At 35.1% G+C, this 15,716-nt stretch carries 15 protein-coding genes; 8 read left to right on the top strand and 7 right to left on the bottom strand.

The features are described 5' to 3' along the window. The first annotated feature begins 5 nt into the window (after positions 1-5). From ACQVD9_RS13055 to ACQVD9_RS13080, 6 genes are all read left to right on the top strand, one after another. Entirely contained in the window at positions 6-503 is a 498-nt protein-coding gene (locus ACQVD9_RS13055; protein ID WP_264746384.1) for a DUF4381 domain-containing protein, read from the top strand. Further along, positions 496-1,491 carry a vWA domain-containing protein gene (locus tag ACQVD9_RS13060; RefSeq protein ID WP_264746385.1) on the top strand — a complete coding sequence of 332 codons (996 nt, stop codon included), beginning with the start codon at positions 496-498 and terminating at the stop codon, positions 1,489-1,491. The genes ACQVD9_RS13055 and ACQVD9_RS13060 overlap by 8 nt, the downstream gene beginning before the upstream one ends. Then, complete coding sequence (locus tag ACQVD9_RS13065) at positions 1,488-3,341, top strand: vWA domain-containing protein (protein WP_264746386.1); 1,854 nt, start codon at positions 1,488-1,490, stop codon at positions 3,339-3,341. The genes ACQVD9_RS13060 and ACQVD9_RS13065 overlap by 4 nt, the downstream gene beginning before the upstream one ends. Continuing rightward, positions 3,341-4,957, top strand: a complete 1,617-nt coding sequence (locus ACQVD9_RS13070; RefSeq protein ID WP_264746387.1) for a BatD family protein — start codon at positions 3,341-3,343, stop codon at positions 4,955-4,957. The genes ACQVD9_RS13065 and ACQVD9_RS13070 overlap by 1 nt, the downstream gene beginning before the upstream one ends. Before the next feature lie 255 nt (positions 4,958-5,212). Then, on the top strand, positions 5,213-5,950 hold the full coding sequence (locus ACQVD9_RS13075; protein ID WP_264746388.1) for a spermidine synthase: 738 nt from the start codon (positions 5,213-5,215) through the stop codon (positions 5,948-5,950). Between the two features lie 89 nt (positions 5,951-6,039). Beyond that, positions 6,040-7,653 carry a hypothetical protein gene (locus tag ACQVD9_RS13080; RefSeq protein ID WP_264746389.1) on the top strand — a complete coding sequence of 538 codons (1,614 nt, stop codon included), beginning with the start codon at positions 6,040-6,042 and terminating at the stop codon, positions 7,651-7,653. A 70-nt stretch (positions 7,654-7,723) separates the two neighbouring features. Here the strand turns inward: ACQVD9_RS13080 and ACQVD9_RS13085 are convergent, their stop codons facing one another. The 4 genes from ACQVD9_RS13085 to ACQVD9_RS13100 form a co-directional block, all read right to left on the bottom strand. Beyond that, positions 7,724-8,140 carry a roadblock/LC7 domain-containing protein gene (locus ACQVD9_RS13085; RefSeq protein ID WP_264746390.1) on the bottom strand — a complete coding sequence of 139 codons (417 nt, stop codon included), beginning with the start codon at positions 8,138-8,140 and terminating at the stop codon, positions 7,724-7,726. Positions 8,141-8,152: 12 nt separating this feature from the next. After that, the gene (locus ACQVD9_RS13090; RefSeq protein WP_264746391.1) at positions 8,153-8,680 is read right to left on the bottom strand and encodes a GTP-binding protein; all 528 of its coding nucleotides are present in this window, start codon (positions 8,678-8,680) and stop codon (positions 8,153-8,155) included. A gap of 7 nt (positions 8,681-8,687) precedes the next feature. Beyond that, entirely contained in the window at positions 8,688-10,001 is a 1,314-nt protein-coding gene (locus tag ACQVD9_RS13095) for a hypothetical protein (protein ID WP_264746392.1), read from the bottom strand. Between the two features lie 171 nt (positions 10,002-10,172). After that, positions 10,173-11,381 carry a toxin-antitoxin system YwqK family antitoxin gene (locus tag ACQVD9_RS13100; protein ID WP_264746393.1) on the bottom strand — a complete coding sequence of 403 codons (1,209 nt, stop codon included), beginning with the start codon at positions 11,379-11,381 and terminating at the stop codon, positions 10,173-10,175. 187 nt (positions 11,382-11,568) lie between these two features. Between ACQVD9_RS13100 and ACQVD9_RS13105 the strand changes: the two genes are divergently transcribed. Then, positions 11,569-12,042, top strand: coding sequence for a pilin (locus ACQVD9_RS13105; RefSeq protein WP_264746394.1), 474 nt, complete (start codon positions 11,569-11,571; stop codon positions 12,040-12,042). A 32-nt stretch (positions 12,043-12,074) separates the two neighbouring features. After that, entirely contained in the window at positions 12,075-12,962 is an 888-nt protein-coding gene (locus ACQVD9_RS13110; RefSeq protein WP_264746395.1) for an esterase/lipase family protein, read from the top strand. Positions 12,963-12,968: 6 nt separating this feature from the next. On the opposite strand, the gene clpS is transcribed toward ACQVD9_RS13110, so the two are convergent. The 3 genes from clpS to accC form a co-directional block, all read right to left on the bottom strand. Further along, positions 12,969-13,334: an ATP-dependent Clp protease adapter ClpS gene (gene clpS, locus ACQVD9_RS13115; protein ID WP_264746396.1), complete on the bottom strand. Its 366-nt coding sequence runs from the start codon at positions 13,332-13,334 to the stop codon at positions 12,969-12,971. Between the two features lie 75 nt (positions 13,335-13,409). Continuing rightward, on the bottom strand, positions 13,410-14,285 hold the full coding sequence (prmA, locus tag ACQVD9_RS13120; protein ID WP_264746397.1) for a 50S ribosomal protein L11 methyltransferase: 876 nt from the start codon (positions 14,283-14,285) through the stop codon (positions 13,410-13,412). A gap of 76 nt (positions 14,286-14,361) precedes the next feature. Next, entirely contained in the window at positions 14,362-15,708 is a 1,347-nt protein-coding gene (accC, locus tag ACQVD9_RS13125; protein ID WP_264746398.1) for an acetyl-CoA carboxylase biotin carboxylase subunit, read from the bottom strand. Between the last annotated feature and the right edge of the window lie 8 nt (positions 15,709-15,716).

Consider the following 15,716-nt stretch of genomic DNA (forward strand, 5'->3'; position numbering starts at 1 on the left):
ATAAAATGGATCCACAAAAACTACCTTTAGAACCATTAATTGCTCCGCCCCCTGTTAGTTGGTGGCCATTAGCACCTATTTGGTGGATAGTTTTAGCTTTATTAATTATAGTTATTATTGGCGTACTAATTTATCGATTTAGAAAAATATTGTATACCACACAACCCAAACTACCTGTTATTGATTTTGATATACGTCGCCAAGCCGCACTTAATGAGTTATCTAAACTACCAAAGCCTTATCAACAAGCAGCAGGTCTTTGGCTACAGCAAATTAATGACTTATTAAAACGACTTTGTATCGTACGTTACCCTACCGAAAATGCAAAAATATTGATTGGACAAGCATGGTTAAATTTTCTAGACAATAAATGTATTGAAGCAGAAATTAAACAATTCCCCATGCTGGTAGAAGGTGAATATCATCCTAATTATTATATGGATGATAAAACTATTGATAATCTTTATTCAGCTGTAGAAAAGTGGATTACTCATCATGTTTGAGTTTGCTTGGCCATGGATATTCCTTATTTTACCTTTACCTTTATTATTAAGGTGGTTATTACCTGCTGCTAAACAAGATACAACTGCTCTCAATATCACTTTTATTGAAGAATTAGAACATATATCTGGGCAAAAGGCTTATTCAACCAATCAAACATGGTACAAAATTATTCCTTTAGCCATTATTTGGTGTTTACTAGTCTTTGCAGCAGCACGTCCACAATGGCTAGGAGATCTATTACCTGTGCAACCTACTGGACGCGACCTTTTATTAGCGGTAGATACATCAGGCTCAATGGAACAAGATGATATGCCTTGGCAAGGTAAGGATGTCGATCGACTCACCCTTATTAAGAAACTATTTGGGCCTTTCATTGAACAAAGAGTAGGTGATCGAGTCGGTTTAATCTTGTTTGGTTCTAATGCTTACCTACAATCACCACTTACCTTTGATCGTAAAACCGTTCGTACATGGTTGGATGAATCAGTAATAGGCATTGCTGGTACTCAAACAGCCATTGGTGATGCCATTGCATTAGGTGTTAAACGACTTTATAACCAAGACGAAAAAGCACGTATATTAGTACTAATCACAGATGGTTCTAATAATGCAGGTAATATGACGCCCGAACAGGCTACTAAACTTGCCGTACAAGCCAAAGTAAAAATTTATACGGTAGGTATTGGTTCTGACAAAATGGTTCGTTATGGATTCTCACGCTACCTAGCCTCTGCCGACTTAGATGAAGGGGCATTAAAAAATATTGCAGAACAAACAGGCGGTCTTTATTTTAGAGCACGTTCAGAAGCCGATTTACAAGCTATATCTCAAACACTCAATAAATTAGAACCCGTTAATCAGCAATTAGATGAATCCCGTTATATTCAAGAATATTATTATTGGCCACTGATTCTAGCCCTTTTACTTAGTATGTTATTAGTGATTAATAGATTATTTCCAAACTTAAAAAATTGGAGGCCAGTATGATGTCATTATGGCCACATTGGCAGCGCCCGCTGTTTTTAATCTTATTACCCGTGTTAATTTATTTACTATGGAAACTATGGAATTTCCATGAAATTAAAGGATCATGGCAAAAATTAATCCCTAGTCTATTTCAACCTTGGTTACTTCGAGGCACTTCTATTCAAGAGTCTGCCTTACCTAAACTACTTATAACTTTTGCGAGTATATTTACTTTGCTAGCACTATTGGGGCCTAGCTGGAAACACATCGAACAACCGCCCCTAAAAATTGATGCGCCATTAATTATTGTAATGGACCTCACACCACGCATGTTATCTAGCGATATTCCACCTAATCGCTTACAAACAGTTAAACAAAAGCTCCTAGATATCATTAAAGCACGTAAAGATGCACAAACAGCGCTTGTTGCTTATTCAGGGTCTGCTCATATTGTAGTTCCTTTATCAGATGATCAAGCCACTATTACCAACTTAGTTAACTCTATTTCGCCCAATATTATGCCACAAGCAGGCGAAAGAGCTGATTTAGGTATTAATAAAGCTATTCAGTTGTTGAATAATACGCAACAAAACAACCAAATTGATCATGCTGAAATTTTACTTATAACAACAGGTTTGTCCGATCAAGAACAATCTGCCATTAAACAAATACTAGCTAATAAACCTTTTACTCTTAATATCTTAGGTGTAGGTACTGTACAAGGCGCTCCTATTTTGGATACTAAAGGTAACTTTGTGAAAAATGCTTCAGGCACTATTATGTTATCGAAGCTAGATAGCGGTTCTTTACAACGTTTTGCTTATAGTGAAGGCGGTTATTACAGTACTATTACTTTAAATGATACAGATATTAACACCTTAAACCTTGTGAATCTTAAAGGACAACAGCGCCACACTGATGATACAGAAAATAAAGCAACAGATCTTTGGCAAGACCAAGGTTACTGGTTCATATTACCTATCTTATTACTAGCTGCTTTCGCAAGCCGCAAAGGATGGTTACTCTGTATTCCTTTAATATTTATATTACAGCCTCAACCTGTTCAAGCTTTCGAATGGAATAAACTATGGCTTAATAAAGATCAACAGGGAGCAAAACTATTAAAAGAAAATAAACCTACTGAAGCAGCTAAAAGATTTGAGAATAAACAATGGCAAGGTTATTCAGCTTATCAAGCCAAAGACTATAAGCAAGCTGAACAAAAGTTCTCACAAGAAACAACTCCAGAAGGTATATATAACTACGGCAACACATTAGCTCGCCAAGGGAAATATCAAGAAGCTATTGATGAATGGAATAAAGCTATTAAAGCTAAACCTAATTTTGAACAAGCTATTGTTAATAAAAAAATTGTTGAAGATCTTTTAAAGAAACAACAACAAGATCAACAAAGTAATGATGACCAACAATCTGATCAAGATAACCAACAACAGAATGGTCAGCAACAAGATGGTAATAATCAACAACAAAATGATCAGCAGCAGAATCAGAGCAATGATCAACAAAATAAAGATCAATCACAAAATGGTAATAACAGTCAGAACAACCAACAACAAAATAAAGATCAACAAGATAGTGATGAACAAAATACTGACCAAAATGATCAAGATCAGCAAGATGGCCAACAATCTGATCAAGAACAACAAGCTCAACAAAATAATCAACAGCAAAATAATGATCAACAAAATGCTCAAGGTCAAACAATGAACAATGCTGATAATAAAGATGCTAATCAGCAAGAACAAGACGAAGCTTTATTACAACAAATACGTACTATTCCAGATGATCCCTCTGAATTACTACGCAGAAAATTCTATTATGAACAACGCTATAATAAAGGTGGTTATTAATGATGATTAAGCGCCTATTTGCAATATTGTTACTATTGTTATTTGTTAGCCCTTTTACATTGGCGGCCAATGTAAAAGCCTCTATTGATAAAACTGAAATTGTACTTAATGAAACGATTAATTTAACCATTACCTCTGATGGCTCAGACGCCCCTGATTTAGAGCCACTTAAAAATTTATTTGATATCCTAGGTATTCAAGAAAGTCGTGAAGTAGTTTATGTAAATGGTCAAACTACATCATTTAGACGTTGGACTATTAATTTGAAGCCTACCACGCAAGCTAAAGGTATTGTTATTCCACCTATCAATCTTGGGCAAGATAAAACTGATCCCATCACTATTAAGCTAATTGACCAACCAACTAATGTAGTTGCAAATGGTCATGATATTCTTAAAGTAGAAACAACCCTTAATAAAGATGCTGCGTACGTTCAAGAACAACTGGTGCTTACTTTACGTATTTATGCAGCTGATGGTCAGGTCTATAGACTGAACAACTTAATTCCTCCTGCTTTAGATGTAAATATTAAACAATTAAATAATACACAGCATGAAGAACAAATTAATGGTATCCACTATTCTATTATTGAAAGAAGCTATGCAATTTCTCCACAAAAAAGTGGCCAACTAAAAATACCTTCTTTTGCTTTAACGGCCTTAGTCAAAGAAGATGGACGTACTCAAAATAAAACAGTTACTTCCAACGAATTAACAATAAAAATAAAACCTAAACCAACTAATTATCCTAAGAATGCACCTTGGCTACCAGCCAAAAATATTACCTTAACAGAACACTGGGATAAAATGCCTAATAATGTTCTACAGGGAGATACATTAATACGGACACTTAGTATTACTGCCGAAGGTCTTACTAGTGATCAATTGGGTGCATTGCCTACCACATCAATAGCAGGATTAAGAAACTATCCAGAACAACCAAAACTTGCAGATGATTGGCAACAAGATTTACCTATAGGTACTCGTGAAGAGAAAGATTTAATCATTCCCATCCAAGCGGGGGAAATTACTCTTCCAGAAATTAAAGTAGCTTGGTGGAATACAGAAACAGATAAATTAGAATATGCCACTATTGCTGAGCGAAAAATACAAGTAGCTAGTAATCCTGCTTTTAACAGTACAACAACTACAGCCAATAACGATACTCAACTAACTACTGTTATAAAAAAAGTAACATCCTCTAATTTATGGATATGGCAACTATTAACAGGTATCTTTGCTATAACAACAATAATTGGTTTTGCATTGTGGATTTACGCTCGTAAACAGCCTGCTATCATTAAACCAGATACTCCTGTTATCAATCCTAAAACATTATTAGATGATATAAAAAGGGCTTGCCAAGAACATGACCCACAAGCTACACGCATTGCTTTAGATAACTGGGTTAAACAACAACCTGAAAATTTAACTGAACTTGTTGCTCGCTATGCACCTTTAGCCGAGGCGGTAGAAGATCTTAACAAAGCACTTTATAGTGAAACCAGTTACACATGGCAAGGTGATAATTTATGGCAAGCTGTTCAAAACCTTCCCCCTAAAGAAGAAGTTGCAACAGTAAATAATACTATTATTCCACCCCTATATCCCAAATAAGCGTTTTTCTTAAATCCCAGCAACAGCTGGGATTTTCATAAGTAAATAGGTAATAAATACCTAACATGCTACAATCAATGAATAATAGAAAAGTTATTCTTAGCCATTCATATTCACAACACATGATAACTATCTAACCCTATCCTTATGAAACCAGATAAACAGCTATTAGATAACCAACCTCGAACTTTTAATTGGTATTTGCTAAGCCTTTATAGCAAAATAGCTAGTTTATTTTCTATTAAGAGCAAATCCATGCTAATTGCAGATCAACAAGATGAACACGGCATTATCCGTATTTTTGAAATGGGTGATTATCGTTTCCTTGAGTTTGGTTTACAAATTGAGCAAAGCTGTGTATTTATGCCTGATCCTAGCTGGCTAGAATATGACTATACACGTGCAATGCTAATGGGAGCATTAATACATCCACAACCTAAATCAGCACTATTTCTAGGTTTAGGTGCTGGTAGCCTCACTACAGCTTGTTTAAAATATTTACCTTTACAGCAAGCAACTGCTATTGAATTACGTGCTACAGTGGTCGAACTTGCTAAACAACATCTAGCATTACCAGAAGATAACAGGTTAATTATTGAAATTGGTGATGCCTTAAAACTACTACCTGAACAACCACCTGTAGATTTAATTTTCCTTGATCTTTATACTGACAATGGTCCATCTACAGGCCATTCGGCTTGGGATTTTCTTGGCCTTTGCCAACAAAAACTCAACCCAAACGGCTGGTTAATTATTAACCAATGGGCACTCCACAGTGGTTCACCAAAAGATGAGGCCATTTTAAAAGTGCGTTTCAAAAAATATTATTGGGAATGTTTAGTAGAATCAGGCAATGTGGTATTGTTCGTTCCACAAAATAAACAACAATTATTTGATTTAGAAGCTCTCCAACAAAAAATCACTGCTTTAAAACCCAAACTAGGTTATTCATTACAACCATTGTTTGATAATATCAAATTGACTGGCCAGTAATCCCCTTTAGTTATTACTTGGTGATTTTCTTTTCAAAAAGTTGGATAATAGAATAGCCCTTTTATATACAGCTAGAGAAATTAATTAATATGGATATACTTCGCTTAACAATAGCTTTTTTTATAGCTTCCGCACTGTTAGTAGGCTGTGGTGATAAATCATCAACAACAGAAACAACCTCTAAAACTACTATTGAAAAAACTACTCCCATAGCAACCTTACTTCCCTCTCCTAAGCAAGGAGATCAAAAAGAATACTGGATTCAAAGCTATAGTATTGTTGCGAAAGATAAAATTGATTGGTCAAATAAAAACCGTGTAGGCACACAACTATTAGTTAATTACCAAGTTAAACAAATCGATAAAGATACTATCAATCTTGATGTGAACAGCAAGCACACCGAGCTACAAGTAAGAGGACGTGCTGCTTATCCTCACCCCTTATTACAAAGTATATTAGCTAATGGCATGCATTATCAGTTAAATACTTTAGGAGATAAACCTCTAACTATTTCTCAAAATGATACCGATACCCAACAACAAATTCAAAATTCTACTGATTTAAACAGTGAATATCATTACTTACAATTTGTGATTGCAGCACCTTTTATACCAACAGCTATTCCATTAGAAAAAGAACAACAAGTTACACTCAATAACTTTATGGACATGGATAAGGTAAATATAAAAGTTGAAAATATTACACAGGATGAGATAAATCTCATCTTACAAGGAGATGATCAATATCGCCATATATATGGCAAAGCTGTTATAGATAAAGCCAGTGGTTGGATTAAGAAAATGGCACTTGTTAAAGAAGCACCTATTACAGCTAGAACTAACTATAAAATGCGTACCATATTACTCATGGGTCCAAAAGACTGGTCAAGTAATAACAAACGCCAATTAATAACAGAAATGCATATCGAAGAAACCAAACAATATTTGCAACCTTTTCCAATCTTTGGATTTGATAAAGAAAATTGGCAAAAAACACAACAACAAGAATTAGCTGTAACATCAACAGAAGGTAAATTATTTAACCTCAATGCTCCTGATGGTGCTACACAACTTATGTTGGTATATAAAAATAATACAGGGAGCAGTGCTAATTCAATAGGTACATATCAAGTTGCAGATCTTCAAGCCGCTGATGACCAAAGACTAGAACTACTTCCTACAGCTAATTTAGAGTTTAATATTCCACCTAAAACTAAAGAAATAAACGTTGCTACTTACAAACCTATATTCTACAAACCTGAAGTAGCACCTATTAAATTAGACTCAATAAAAATAGCCTCTGCGAAAGTTAGCTTTACGCCCTATCAACTAGAAACATTAGTATTACCTATTGATAAAGATGCTCGTAATATACGCAGTCAAAATAATGATTTTTCAATAGATATTACACCCACTGACCAATCTAATATCTATATTTTACATTGGCAGGCCAAAGATAATATTAGCTTTGGTGCTGGCCTAATTAATGGTGCTGAAAATGCATTAGTACAATATATTCTACCTGATACAGAAGCATGGCTTACACCTATAGAATCTCGTATTATCAATAGCTTAAGCAACGGTTATGAAAACAGAATTAAAATTGCTTTTACCAACGATGTCCCTGTAGGCTTAGAAATATATCTACTAAAACAAACTGATAAAGCAGCTTATACGAATGCTGTTATTTTTAAACGCAACTAATTAGTAATAAAAATCCCCTAATTATATATTAGGGGATTTTTTTTATAATCGAATAAATTAAAAAAGAAACTTATTCCAACTTAGGCAATTTATTAGCAATTACATCAATAATAATTTTAGCTTGATGGATAACCCTAGAAAGCATAGCTTCACGGGAAGCAACAACACAAAAAATCATAGGATATGATTTATATTGAATATCCATAATCACCAAAAAACCATTATCATTTTCTATAGTAACACTACGATATTGAGTTCCCATATCAGTTTCTAACATCGCCATATTACCAATAGCCGATAACGTACTAGAGACCGCGGATAATTTAGCGATATCGGAAGATTCTGCGCACTCAGCAGCAATCTCAAAACCATCCACAGTTGATATCAATGCAGCCTTTATTCCTGAGATATTTGCCACTAATCGATTTAATAATCTACCAGAAACATTTCGTACTAATGACGAAATATTTCCGTCTATACTCATCATATAATTGATCTCTTATTCCCGATTTTCTAACTGGGTCAATAGGATATCCAATATCTTTAATACTTCTTCTTTTTGGCGTACATCAGCCGCAATAATAGGACAAATAATTTTGTATTCAGCAATCACATCATCAAAATCATCTAATGAGGGTGATTTACTTTCATCAAACTTACAGACACAAACAACACTGCCAGTTTTATCAATTAACTCAGCAAAATTATCCAAATAAATCTTTAAATCAGAAATAGGGTCTGGCCTTGTATGATCTACCAGAATAATGACTCCCATTGCCCCTTGCCCCAGAACTTTCCACATAAATGAAAAGCGTTCTTGACCAGGTGTACCGTATAAGCGCAACCGTTCATTTTCACTGATTGTAATTTGTCCATAATCAAATGCTACTGTCGTTGACTCCTTCCCAACAGAACTATCATTATTTTTTACATCTGTTGAAATAGTAGGGATTTCACTGATAGCTGAAATTAATGTGGTTTTTCCTGCACCAACTGTCCCAGTAACAATAAATTTATATTCAATCATAAAAAAATTATTTCCTTAGTAACCCAAGGGCTGCACGTATCCTATATAATATTCCTTTTCTTTGTGAAACTTCTTCCTTCGGTGGTTCTTCTTTAACAACTGGCTCATCAAGCTTTTCTTCAATGAGGTCAACGTATTCAGCTACTTTTGATTCAACTACCGCATCCATAAAACGCTGACAAACTGCTAAAGGTAAATCTGACTGCTTTGCCATATCTTCTACGGACATAGGCACATTAATAACCATAGAGGCTAGAATTGCATTACCTGGGTGACGTTGAATAACCTCTGATTTAGGCCAACGTAACAATTTAATGCGTTTAGAAAACTCATTAACCTCTTCTACTTCTATGCTCTCAACTACCACAGGTTTAACAGGCTCTTCTGTTACTGCTAATTGTTCAATTGTTGGTGGCACTACTTCAGTTAAAGTAGGAGTTTCTACAGTAACTTTTTCTTGTAAAGTTGGTATAACTGGAGATATAGGAGTAATAGGTACCAACTCAGGAGAGGCTACTTCAGTTAAAGTTGGTGTTAAGTTATCTATTGGTTCCAATTTTGCTGTTAAAACAGAGGGTTTTACATAAGAAATTGGCTTATCCAATGACTCTTCTGTTGTTTGAGGAGAAGGCTGTAGTACCATTTTAGGAGGAACATAATCAACTGTTTCTTTAGTAAGAACTGACTGACTTTCAATGACAGTTTCATTTACACCACTATCTTTAAGTATGTTATATTCATTTAAAACGCTAATGGCATCTACTGTACTAGATAAAGAGGTTTGATTACTAGGCGTAGCTTCCGTAGCTGCTGGTTTATCAGGGACATCTTCAGTTACTGTTTCTTGTGATATTACTTCAGCTGCATCAGTTTTTGGCCAAAAATCAATAGCACCTCTTGGAGAAGATACAGTATCTTCATTCTCTTGTTTGTTAGCAACTTGATTAGCAGCTATATAACCTAGTGAAAAAGGTTTACTAATAATATTCTTTTCGATATGAGAAAGCTTATCTACCAAATGCAATGCTTTTATGGGTAAAGCTATAGGCACAACTGCTCGGGCATTTTTAGGATAGAAAATATCACCTAAAATGCAGACAATATGTTGTTCCTTAATAGCAGAAAAAGGATCTTCTCCTGCACTAAGCAAAGCTTTTGCATCACTACCCACTACTACTACAATCGTATCACTACTGTCCTTGTGTGCCCATTTATAATCATCTTTTGAGTTATATAGCGATATAATGGACTGAACTAAAATTTCTTCACGACGATTCAAATGAATAGTAGAATAATAAATGAAACGGTTATCACTACCCATATTAACTACATTATCCCGTTGTTGTTTTATCCATTCATACTAAGTAAGTTATATACAAACTAACTACATTATATAGAACTAGCATTATATAAGAAATATGGCAAGATGTAGCGATAAAGATCAACTATTCTTCATAATATTTTTTATTTATTAATTATTAAGTTATAACGATTACTTTGAGTCTTTTTTACCTTGTTCAAATGTTATTTTTCTAATAATTTGTCCATCTTTACTTTTTTCTACCCAAACCCCTTGCCGTTTATCATTTAAATAACTACCTGTTTGTATTTCATTACCAGTTATAGACCATTCTGTCCAACTTCCCTCTTTTGCTCCACTCACTATATTACCCCGAGCCTTTTTCATTCCATTTTTATACCAAAAACTCCAAACCCCTGTGGCCTTACCCTCTACTACTTTACCTTCTGCCTGCTTTTGGTCATTATCATACCAATATGTCCATTGTCCTTGCTTTTGATTATTAGACATTAATCCTAAGGTTTTTCTATGACCATTATCATACCAAGATGACCATTGCCCATCAGCTATACCCTTTTTAAAAGCAACTTTTGATTTTAACTGACCATTGTCATACCAACGCTTAACCATACCATTAACGTTGTTATTAACTAATGTTTGTGTTAACTTCTGCTGACCATTACTATACCAACTTGTATAGCGACCATGATAATAGCCATCTTTATATTCAATTTCTGTTTTTAATTGACCATTGCTATACCACGTACGAGAAAGCCCCTCTAATAAACCATTTTTATAGTTCTTCTCAGCTAATTGATTACCCTGCTCATCCCATTGTTTAGTAACGCCATCCAATACACCATTATTAAACGACTCCTCCAATATTTTCCTGCCTGTTGTTGCATAAGTAGTAATAGTCCCTTTACTTTCTATTAAGTTAGCTTGTTGTTTTAATTGGCCATTGATATACCAAGACTTGAGTGAAACCAATTTACCTTGTGAATAATTAGCTTCAATTTGTTTCTTACCATCACTGTACCAACCTAACCATTGACCATCTGGCTTACCTTCACTAAAGGTTATATCATATTCTTTTTGACCACTCTCATACCATGAGAGTAAATGGCCATCAATTGAATTAGCCATCAGATTATACAAACCACTAGGTTTATTAGCTTGTGTGCTATCTTTTATTAAAAAAGGATCTGTTTTTTTCTTACCACTCTCATAAAAGTCTTGTACTAAGACTAATCCATTAGCTTTTCTATCAAGAATCTTACGTTCAAACCTTACTGATTGGTCACCTGTTTGTTGAGTATTATTAGCCATTACTACTGGTATTTTTAACCCTAAACCAATACTAAATAAAAAAAGTATTGAAAAATGGATGACTTTTCTCATTAACGACTCCAAATTAACCAACAACTATCAAATAATCCATTACTATAACTTTATCTAATAGATATAACTATTATTAATTCTTCTAGCATTATATTTTTTTAGAACTCAACATTATAAAATACTTTTTTTATCACTAACCCTCAAATAGGGTACAATGATATTCCCTCTACATAGGCAGTAGTAACGCATGGAACCAACAGAAAACACTCAAACTATAGATATCAAAAAGCAACGTATTGTCGTTATTAAAGTTATTGTCGCTATGACACTTTTCTTACTAGGTATTCCCTTTTTACTCTTTTTAGGTACTAGCTATTACACCAATAAAGGATTAATGATGGATACTTATTTAATGGGACAAGAATATACAGAACAAGTAACAGATTTCTACAATCAACATAGTAGATGTCCAACTAATCAAGATATTGCAGTCACTATTACAGAAAAAGATATGGCAGATAAAATAGATTTCACAACAGGGGTAACCGAAAATATCTGTTCCATCACCTTAATACTTAAGCCTTTAGGTATTTCTTTAGATGGCAAACAAGTTGTATTAAGTAAAACATTTAACCAAAACAATAATACTGATTGGCAGTGTTCCTCTAATGCTAGTAGTTTATATTTACCAACAGCATGTAATGCTATATCATCCAAATAATGTAGTAGGTTAATGATATTTAATATTTAAAAATGGATAGGAAATCTAACGATTTAACAATTACCCACTCAACCAAATATCCTATTTTACTTGTTCATGGTTTATTTGGTTTTGAAAAAATAGCAGGTTATCCTTATTTTTATAAGATAGATGAACTATTACGCCAACAAGGAACCGTTGTATTTACTCCTGTAGTTTCAGCAGCTAATACCACAGAAAACCGTGGTGAACAGTTACTACTGCAAGTTCAACAAATTCTAGATTTAACTAAAGCAGATAAAGTTAATTTAATAGGTCATAGTCATGGTGCTTTAACAGCTCGTTATGTAGCTGCATGCCATCCCAAATTAGTTGCTTCTGTTACCTCAGTAAACGGTGTTAATCATGGCTCTGAAATAGCTGATGTAATGTTAAAAGTCTTAAAAAATAAAATATCTAGCAGTATAGCTAATAAATTAATCACTAACTTTGTTAACTCTATTACCTTATTAAGCACTAAGCGCCATCTACCGCAAGACTTTATTGGTGCCTTAAATTGTCTTTCCACTGAAGGCGTTAACCAATTTAATAACCAATATCCACAAGGAATTCCTGAAACTTGGGGAGGTGAAGGCTTAGAACTAGAAACTAATGGCGTCTATTATTATTCGTGGTCAGGTATTCTCAATACAATTCCTATAACTCTCAGCAATAAATTTTCTCTTCTCTCTCTTGCCAGCAAATACTTTGTAAAAGAACTAGAACAGAATGATGGTTTAGTGGGACGTTTTAGTAGTCACTTAGGAAAAGTTATTCGCTCCGATTACCCTATGGATCACGCTGCTGCTGTTAATCAAATAAGAGGCAAATGTAATGCCAGTATTGATCCTGTTCAAATATATCTTGACCACCTGCATTACTTAACTTTAAAAGGCTTATAAATTAAGTTATTCCTGACATTCTACTTCACACAATAAAGGATGATCATTCTGTCTTGAATACTCATTAACCTGCATTGCTTTTGTTTCAGCTACATCCTTAGTATATACACCACAAACACCCTTCCCTTCAGTATGGACTTGTAACATAACACGTGTTGCTTTTTCATTATTCATAGCAAAAAAACGCTCTAATATCTCTATCACAAAATCCATTGGTGTATAATCGTCATTTAATATAACTACTTTATACATGGGTGGAAGTTTTAGTTCTGGATCACTGGTCTGAGTAGTAACGCCATGACCTGCTTCACGTTCCCATTCATTACCATCTTGGCAAAAAATTCTTTGTATTGATTGATAGCTAACTGTCATTTTTCTAAATCATTTATAAGCTGATAATTAACAAGGCCTTATACTAAGCCTATCCCCTATTATCGTCAATATAAGCTACTTACGTTGACCCGTAATACGTACCCAACCATCTTTAGTAGCAGTGGGATATAAATTAAAGTAAGGCTCATAGGCAGCACGTACCTCACTAGCCTGTTCTTCTAAAATACCTGATAAACAAATCCAACCAGTAGCACGTGTCAACTTAGCTAATTTAGAGGCTAACGCTACTAAAGGGCCCGCTAAAATATTAGCTAATACCACATCGGCTGTTATTTCAGGCATTTGCTCAGGCAAATAAACTGCAAAATCTTCTTCTGGGATTTGATTACGTTTGGCATTATCAAGCGAGGCTTCTAATGCTTGCATATCAATATCTGTTCCCACTACTTGTTTAGCACCTAATAATAAAGCAGCAATCGCTAAAATTCCAGAACCACAACCAAAGTCTATTACCTCTAAGCCCTTTTCCATATACTGATCTAACCACTCAAGACAAAGTGCTGTAGTAGGATGAGTACCAGTTCCAAAAGCTAATCCTGGGTCTAGCAATAAGTTAGTGCCATTAGGGTTTGGTGCTTCACACCAACTGGGTACAATCCATAAACGGCTACCAAAGCATAAAGGCTGGAAATTATCCATCCAATTACGCTCCCAGTCCTGATCTTCTAATACTTCAAGTTCATATTGAGGCATTGTACCTAATGCTTGGACTAATGATAAAACCAACTGGTCTGCTGCAGTATCACCCTCAAACAAAGCCAATAAATGAGTATGCTTCCATAAAGGTGTTGTACCCAATTCAGGTTCGAAAATAGGCTGATCCTCTGCATCCATAAAAGTTACAGAAACTGCCCCACAATCTAATAAAATATCTTCATATTCTGCTGCTTGTTCTGGGGTAATTGCTAGTTTTAATTGTAACCAAGCCATTTTCAAACCTTTTAATTAATTAGTTAGAAATAAAAAGGAGCAGTAAAACTGCCCCTTTCATTAAGTTAATTAATTATTAACTTTTCATATTAAGCTTATGCTCTAGGTAATGGATATTAACACCACCTTTACAGAATCCAGCATCACGTACTAAATTTTTATGTAATGGAGCATTGGTTTTAATACCATCAACTACTAGCTCATCTAACGCATTACGCATACGCGCTAAAGCCTCATCACGATCTCCACCATAAGTGATTAACTTACCAATTAATGAGTCGTAGTTAGGCGGTACACGATAACCGTCATAAAGATGAGAATCTACACGTACACCATTGCCACCTGGCGCATGGAAATAATTAACCAAACCAGGACAAGGCATAAAATTATCTGGGTCTTCTGCATTAATACGGCATTCAATAGCATGACCACGAATAACCACATCTTTTTGCTTAATCGATAACTTTTCGCCACCAGCAATACGTAGCATTTCTTTTACAATATCAATACCTGTAACCATTTCAGTAACAGGGTGTTCAACTTGAACACGGGTGTTCATTTCAATAAAATAGAAGCGACCATCTTCATATAAAAACTCAAAGGTACCTGCACCACGATAACCAATATCAACACAAGCTTTCACACAACGGTCTTGTACTTCTTTACGTGCTTTTTCATCAATAAAAGGCGCTGGGGCTTCTTCAATTACTTTTTGGTGACGACGTTGTAATGAACAATCACGATCACCTAAATGAATAGCATTACCTTGACCATCTGAAAGTACTTGTACTTCAACATGACGTGGATTCACAAGGAACTTCTCAAGGTAAACCATAGGGTTACCAAAAGCCGCCTCAGCTTCTGTACGGGTTAAACGAGCCGCTTTAATAAGCTCATCCTCATGGTGTACAACACGCATACCACGACCACCACCACCACCAGCTGCTTTAATAATAACTGGATAGCCCACTTCACGAGCAATCTTTATTGCTTGCTCTTCATCTTCTGGCAATGGGCCATCAGAACCAGGTACAGTAGGAACACCCGCCTTTCTCATAGCATCTTTAGCAGATACTTTATCACCCATTAAACGAATAACATCAGCAGTTGGCCCTACAAAGGTAAAGCCTGAGTTTTCTACTTGCTCAGCAAAATCAGCATTTTCTGCTAAGAAACCGTAACCAGGATGAATTGCAGTAGCTCCTGTTACTTCAGCTGCCGCAATAATAGACGGAATATGTAAATATGACTTAGCAGCAGGGCCAGGGCCAATACAAACAGATTCATCAGCAAGACTTAAATGCATAAGCTCACTATCAGCTGTAGAATAAACTGCTACTGTTTTAATACCTAACTCTTTACAAGCGCGTAAAATACGTAAGGCAATTTCGCCACGATTGGCGATTAACACTTTCTCTAGCATGGCTAGCC

This window comes from Entomomonas sp. E7T21, from assembly GCF_058693955.1.

Excerpts from the sequence above, each read along its gene's own strand:
- ACQVD9_RS13085 (WP_264746390.1), bottom strand. The coding sequence starts at position 8,140 with ATGATGAGTATAGACGGAAATATTTCGTCATTAGTACGAAATGTTTCT.
- ACQVD9_RS13100 (WP_264746393.1), bottom strand. The coding sequence starts at position 11,381 with ATGAGAAAAGTCATCCATTTTTCAATACTTTTTTTATTTAGTATTGGT.
- accC (WP_264746398.1), bottom strand. The coding sequence starts at position 15,708 with ATGCTAGAGAAAGTGTTAATCGCCAATCGTGGCGAAATTGCCTTACGT.
- ACQVD9_RS13090 (WP_264746391.1), bottom strand. The coding sequence starts at position 8,680 with ATGATTGAATATAAATTTATTGTTACTGGGACAGTTGGTGCAGGAAAA.
- ACQVD9_RS13105 (WP_264746394.1), top strand. The coding sequence starts at position 11,569 with ATGGAACCAACAGAAAACACTCAAACTATAGATATCAAAAAGCAACGT.
- ACQVD9_RS13060 (WP_264746385.1), top strand. The coding sequence starts at position 496 with ATGTTTGAGTTTGCTTGGCCATGGATATTCCTTATTTTACCTTTACCT.
- prmA (WP_264746397.1), bottom strand. The coding sequence starts at position 14,285 with ATGGCTTGGTTACAATTAAAACTAGCAATTACCCCAGAACAAGCAGCA.
- ACQVD9_RS13075 (WP_264746388.1), top strand. The coding sequence starts at position 5,213 with ATGCTAATTGCAGATCAACAAGATGAACACGGCATTATCCGTATTTTT.
- ACQVD9_RS13080 (WP_264746389.1), top strand. The coding sequence starts at position 6,040 with ATGGATATACTTCGCTTAACAATAGCTTTTTTTATAGCTTCCGCACTG.
- ACQVD9_RS13070 (WP_264746387.1), top strand. The coding sequence starts at position 3,341 with ATGATGATTAAGCGCCTATTTGCAATATTGTTACTATTGTTATTTGTT.
- ACQVD9_RS13055 (WP_264746384.1), top strand. The coding sequence starts at position 6 with ATGGATCCACAAAAACTACCTTTAGAACCATTAATTGCTCCGCCCCCT.
- ACQVD9_RS13110 (WP_264746395.1), top strand. The coding sequence starts at position 12,075 with ATGGATAGGAAATCTAACGATTTAACAATTACCCACTCAACCAAATAT.
- ACQVD9_RS13065 (WP_264746386.1), top strand. The coding sequence starts at position 1,488 with ATGATGTCATTATGGCCACATTGGCAGCGCCCGCTGTTTTTAATCTTA.
- ACQVD9_RS13095 (WP_264746392.1), bottom strand. The coding sequence starts at position 10,001 with ATGGGTAGTGATAACCGTTTCATTTATTATTCTACTATTCATTTGAAT.
- clpS (WP_264746396.1), bottom strand. The coding sequence starts at position 13,334 with ATGACAGTTAGCTATCAATCAATACAAAGAATTTTTTGCCAAGATGGT.